We start from the raw sequence: 615 nt of genomic DNA, 5'->3' as shown, positions 1-615 counted from the left end.
ATTCAGACAGGGGCCAGGTAGCGCCGTGCCTGCGCCGCGCCATGGTCCCACAGCGCGGCGGCGCAGCGGCCGCTTTCCATGCGGCGGTTGATCGCATCGACGAAACCCAGTTCCTGGTTCATGGCCAGATTGCCGCCCAGCGCATTGCGCACGTCCCAGATCTCGCCGCCGTTGAGGGCGATATGCGGTCCGTCCGCAGCTAGCCTGGCCTGGCTGGGATTGATCTGCACGACCCAGATGGCGTCCGGCTTTCTGTCGTCGTCCGCCACGCCGGACAGGAAGTTGCGGATCGGCGGATTCTGCGAGAACAGCCCGTCCCACAAGGTCAGTGGACGCGGGGCGAGCGTCGTCTCGTCGAGTCCGGCCATCTCGTGCGCGCGGAACAGCCACGGGACGGCGGCGGACGCCAGCACGGCGTCGAGCGAGATGCCGCCGTCGCCCGGCGCCCGCTCGGAACTGAACGCGACGAATTCCCCTTCGTGCAATTCCACGGCGCCCAGCAGCAGGCGCGGGATCGGACGCAAGGTGAGGCGCACGGCATCGGCAAGCTGCCCCAGCGCCTCGGCGTCGAAGCGCACCGCGGGCGGACGCCACCGCTCCAGCGCGGCGTGGAGC

The 615-nt window shown here is 69.9% G+C and carries 1 pseudogene; it reads right to left on the bottom strand.

The features are described from left to right. Positions 1-2 precede the first annotated feature (2 nt). Positions 3-615 (bottom strand): annotated as a pseudogene (locus ACEN88_RS33475) (hypothetical protein); the annotation flags it as partial.

The organism is Massilia sp. CT11-108 (genome assembly GCF_047302915.1).
Classification (GTDB): Bacteria; Pseudomonadota; Gammaproteobacteria; order Burkholderiales; family Burkholderiaceae_D; genus Telluria; species Telluria orientalis.
The sequence above is the reverse complement of the archived record's forward strand: the minus strand, read 5'-3'. Positions and strand labels throughout refer to the sequence as shown.